5 protein-coding genes are annotated in these 5,177 nt (G+C 35.1%); all 5 read right to left on the reverse strand.

Going from position 1 to position 5,177, the window contains the following annotated elements:
• The coding region (locus tag A9G45_RS03120) for a hypothetical protein (protein WP_141673584.1) at window positions 1-1,253 on the reverse strand (1,253 nt) is incomplete at its 3' end.
• A gap of 6 nt (window positions 1,254-1,259) precedes the next feature.
• Window positions 1,260-2,621, reverse strand: a complete 1,362-nt coding sequence (locus A9G45_RS03125) for a hypothetical protein (protein WP_065572363.1) — start codon at window positions 2,619-2,621, stop codon at window positions 1,260-1,262.
• Window positions 2,614-4,053: a YwqJ-related putative deaminase gene (locus tag A9G45_RS03130; protein ID WP_065566961.1), complete on the reverse strand. Its 1,440-nt coding sequence runs from the start codon at window positions 4,051-4,053 to the stop codon at window positions 2,614-2,616. The genes A9G45_RS03125 and A9G45_RS03130 overlap by 8 nt, the downstream gene beginning before the upstream one ends.
• 37 nt (window positions 4,054-4,090) lie before the next feature.
• Complete coding sequence (locus tag A9G45_RS14305; RefSeq protein ID WP_176700681.1) at window positions 4,091-4,252, reverse strand: DDE-type integrase/transposase/recombinase; 162 nt, start codon at window positions 4,250-4,252, stop codon at window positions 4,091-4,093.
• Between the two features lie 100 nt (window positions 4,253-4,352).
• Window positions 4,353-5,177 (reverse strand): hypothetical protein (locus A9G45_RS14310; protein WP_176700680.1); only part of this gene is annotated, 825 nt, incomplete at its 5' end.

Consider the following 5,177-nt stretch of genomic DNA (forward strand, 5'->3'; position numbering starts at 1 on the left):
ACTTCTTGATTACGCTGTTCGCGCTGTTGATAGATAAGTGCTTTAGCCTGTTTATCTAATGCTTCTTCATTACGCGAATAATCTTTTTTCTCTTCAATTGTTAGGCTTTTTAAATGGGTAAATTGCGCAAGTTGTATTAATAAAGCAATAGGAAAGCCACGTTGCCGTAAATCAAGCTGAGTAATTTTATCAAGGGGCAAATTTTGTAATAAAAACTGGAAATTACTTTGATTAATATCAGCCACTATTTTCCCATTCACTGGCGAATAACTAAATAATAGTCCTGAGCTGGAGTCTAGTCTAATTTGGCAATGTTGCTTAGCTTGTATGGCCAATAATAATGTTAATAAGGCATGGTTACGCTCATCACATTGTTGCTGTTTACTGTTTCTTTCTTGTGCTAGCAATCTGTTTAAGTCATAATCCGTTATACCACCATCGTCAAAAAAGATACTTGTTAAGTTGGGCAACTCCATGAGTTGCGTGAGCACGGGTAAAGACAAATGTTCGGTGGACAGTTGTAATTTTTTAATGGCTCGAAAATGGGTGTGGTTAATAAAATAGTCAAAATTATCATCGCGCTGAATATTAATCTTGATTTCATCCGCTAATGGGTAATGCGCCAGTAATTCAGTTAGATTATTAGCCGGTAAAGGCAAATCATCTCGTTTAATTAAGTTGCCTAAATTTGTAATATTATCAATCGCCAAAACACAAGACTTGATTTGGTTGTTATCGTTAAAACTAAAGCTGAAACGCTCATGTTTTCTCATAATATCAATCGTTGTCAACTGCTTATAATGCCACTCAAACTTACATTGGTTTTGACTATAATTCGTTTTATAATAACGAATTAATCCCGAGCCATCCGGGTGCCAGCTGATCGTTTCGACAACATAGCCATCAATCCAGAACAACTCCATAGAGACAAAGCCATCACAATAACAATAGGTAATCCCGTTAAATAGTTTTCCTTGATAGAACAATTGATAATCATAATCATGCTCTTCATCAATGACATCATAATCAATTTTTATTGGGCTGTGGTATTTAAAAAAACCGTAATCATCTTCAGCCGTGATCTTACCTTGGGTGATTTGGTACACTTTATGCAGTTTTTGTTCACGATGGTCATAAGCTAGCCCTGTAAACAGCACATCATTTAAAAAGTACAAACCGCTAATTTGTTGTAAATAACTTAACTCTACCCGTACAGGTAGGTTAAATAAGGGGGTATTATTTATATTATTCATTTTTCTTCAATGTGTTAAATAGCTTTGATAGCGCCTTTCAAAAACTTGGAATGTGTCAGATATCATTTTGATATCACAATGCAATTGTAGTTGTAACGTTTTTAAATATGCCCAAACTTCTTGATTACGCTGTTCGCGCTGTTGATAGATAAGTGCTTTAGCCTGTTTATCTAATGCTTCTTCATTACGCGAATAATCTTTTTTCTCTTCAATTGTTAGGCTTTTTAAATGGGTAAATTGCGCAAGTTGTATTAATAAAGCAATAGGAAAGCCACGTTGCCGTAAATCAAGCTGAGTAATTTTATCAAGGGGCAAATTTTGTAATAAAAACTGGAAATTACTTTGATTAATATCAGCAATTATTTTCCCATTCACTGGCGAATAGTCAAACCATAGCCCTGAATTGGAGTCTAGCCTAATTTGGCAATGTTGCTTAGCTTGTATAGCCAATAATAATGTTAATAAGGCATGGTTATGTTCATCACATTGTTGTTGTTTAATTATTTGTTCTTCTTCTGGTAAGCGTTGTAATCGAGATTTACTGAAGCTATCATCGTCAAAAAAGATACTTTTTAAGTTGGGCAACTCCATGAGTTGCGTGAGCACGGGTAAAGACAAATGTTCGGTGGACAGTTGTAATTTTTTAATGGCTCGAAAATGAGTGTGGTTAATAAAATAGTTAAAATTATCATCGCGCTTAATGTTTAACACAATCTCATCCGCTAATGGGTAATGCGCCAGTAATTCAGTTAGATTATTGGCCGGTAAAGGCAAATCGTCTCGTTTAACTAAATTACCTAAATGTGCGATATTCTCAATAGTCAAACCGCAAGATTCGATTTGGTTGTTATTGTTAAAATTAAAGCGGATATGTTCTTGCTCTCTCATAATATTAATCGTTGTCAACTGTTTATAATGCCACTCAAACTTACATTGGTTTTGGCTATAATTCGTTTTATAATAACGAATTAATCCCGAGCCATCAGAGTACCAGCTGACCGTTTCGACAACATAGCCATCAATCCAGAACAACTCCATAGAGACAAAGCCATTACAATAACAATAGGTAATCCCGTTAAATAGTTTTCCTTGATAAAACAATTCATAATCATAATCATGCTCTTCATCAATGACATCATAATCAATTTTTATTGGGCTGTGGTATTTAAAAAAACCGTAATCATCTTCAGCCGTGATCTTACCTTGGGTGATTTTGTACACTTTATGCAGTTTTTGTTCACGATGGTCATAAGCCAGCCCTGTAAACAGCACATCATTTAAAAAGTACAAACCGCTAATTTGTTGTAAATAACTTAACTCTACCCGCACAGGTAGGTTAAATAAGGGGGTATTGTTTATTTTATTCATTTCTTTCACCTTTTCGTCCTGTATAAACTTTAATTTGCGGATCTAATATACCACTACAATTAGCACAGGCTTCAAATTCACGTAAAAAATCGTCTTTTTTTGTTGGGCGATTAGTTTTCAGGGTATATACTTCAATAGCACTTAAATATTTTTTGGGATCTAGTCCCCGTGCTCGCAGTTGTTTAAATACATAATCGACAGCCAATATTTCAGCATGGGCACCTGGCATACCATCAAAGTTTGATAGATGATTTTTATGTTTGACTAAATAGTTTTCTATTAAATCTTCTGTCAATTCATCCATTTTTTCGTCAGGGTATAATCCGGCTAATTTTGATATATAACGGTCAATATCGATCACTTGAATCGGCGCCGAATTACCAGTAAATTTGTTTGTATCAGCAAAGACTACCTTAGCTTCAGTGGCTTGTTTCAACTTAAAAGGTAAATTGGCAAACTCTTGGGTTGTATCAAATGTAATGCCTTCAACCATACATATTGCTCGAGAGATAGCGGTAAGCTCTTTCCAATCGCCATTTCCCAACCTTCTACTTCTAGCCATTTGCTTAAACCTACCAATATTGAAAGGATGTCTGCGCTCTCCAAAAAATGAGTCTATTACAATTTTACTTAAAGGTTGATCATCTGCTCTGGCTAGAACCTGTATTTTTTGACTACTTGCTAATTTATCAGGTAAAGCAAGTAGCCCACCGTTTAAAGCATAGTCTATTGCTTCAATGGGGTTATCTAAATTTATATGCTTGAAAAGTTCTTTTTTTAAAAACAATTCAGTCATAGGGGGTATAGTTAAATTATGTAAATAATCTTGGTTAATGACTAATATGTTGGGGAGCAACTTAGGGGGGTGTGTTATAGTGTTGTCCAGAAAGGGTAATAATTTTAGCTCTTGTAATTGTCTAACTGCTGTTCTTGTTTCGGGTATTATGGCTAGTTGTGTTGATGATTCCCCGCCATGTTCAGTTGTTGTAATTTCGGGGATTCTTCGTGTTGATTGTGTTGTTGATTCCCCGCCATGTTCAATAGTTGTGATCTCGGTGGTTTTTCGTGTTGATTGTGTTGATAATCCCTCGCCATGCTCAAGTATTATTATCTCGGGGTTTTTTAGCATAGCATCAACTTCTTCTCTTGTCATTTTTCGAACTAAAGAAGCGTCTTCTTCTATAAAACTAAAACTGGCACGAGCACTTTTAATGTTGATGTAGGTTAATGCACCAACGGTTACTCCTGCCGCTATTAGCCTTAATATTCTTGATAGTTTTTCATCGGGGGGAATTGTTTTATCTTCTATGGTTGAATAAATGGCCGATGCAACGTCAGTCGAAATCATGATACCTAGGGCACTGTCTGCGGCTACTTGGCCAATAATCATTGCTTTAACGACATTGGGATTACTAATATTGCCCACTGACATCGGCAAGAATGCGTGTGGTTTCCATTTTGTTAAGATTTTAAGTTAAGTTAATAGGGATTTGGCTGATAGCATCCATAACCAGTTGAGCATTTTTATGTTTTCCAGCACTTCGTCCCACGATTTCTCGATTGCTTACATCAATAATCACACAAAGGTAATGCCATTGTTGTTTTACTCTCACATAAGTTAAATCAGTCACTAACACTTTTCGTTGTTGACCTACGGTAAACTCACGATTAAGTTGATTACTTACTGTTGATTCGTTGCTTTGTTTTGTATTAGCACGATATTTTAATCTGTTAAGTAAGTTGATGTTTTAAATCATCGGGTAAGAATTCTTGAAAATAATCGATTCTGCCGTCATTAAAGGTTATTTTGATATTACTATTTTGTTGTAGGGCAAATAAGGCAAGCGCTTGTGCTCGATATTGCTGTTTTTGTTTTTCAGCATAAACGAGATTCGTTTTATATACGGAAGATTCTCGATAATTTAATGTTTGTAAAGCAGGTAATTCAGCCAATCTTCCAATGGTTGAAAGTTCTATATTTGCATAGCATAACTCTAATTGCTTAACCTGATTTAACAGTCCTCGATCTAACCATTGGTTAAATAATGAATCCTCAATTGACCAGATAGAGAGGTTATCGGCAAAAATATTCTGTTTTGCCAATAAATCATCAAAGGTTTTAAAATCAAGACCAAGATCATCTCGAGGCACTAATAATGAGACATAAGCATAATCACCCTCAATAATTGCTTGTTTAATCTGTTCTTGTTCATTGAAATGTAATTCTAAATTACCTGAATGATCTGTTTCTGCATAATCTAAATAGCGTGATTCAATCCTTTTACATGCATTATTTTCCCACTCCAGATACCAAGTTCTATCGCCAGTTGTTTCGGTAATATCAATATGTTTTTCTTCGTACCTTTTTATTCGACCTGTACCATCAGGATGATAACTAATATCTTTTACAATCCAACCGTTAATACATAGTGATTCACCTAATACAAATCCTGAAGAGTAATCATAAAATAAACCAGTAAAAGGCTTACCGTGATAAGTATAAGGAATATCATTCATTTCATAATCAAAGTCACCACTATGTAGCAATTCATAATC

It is taken from the genome of Gilliamella sp. HK2, assembly GCF_001690265.1.
Classification (GTDB): domain Bacteria; phylum Pseudomonadota; class Gammaproteobacteria; order Enterobacterales; family Orbaceae; genus Gilliamella; species Gilliamella apicola_C.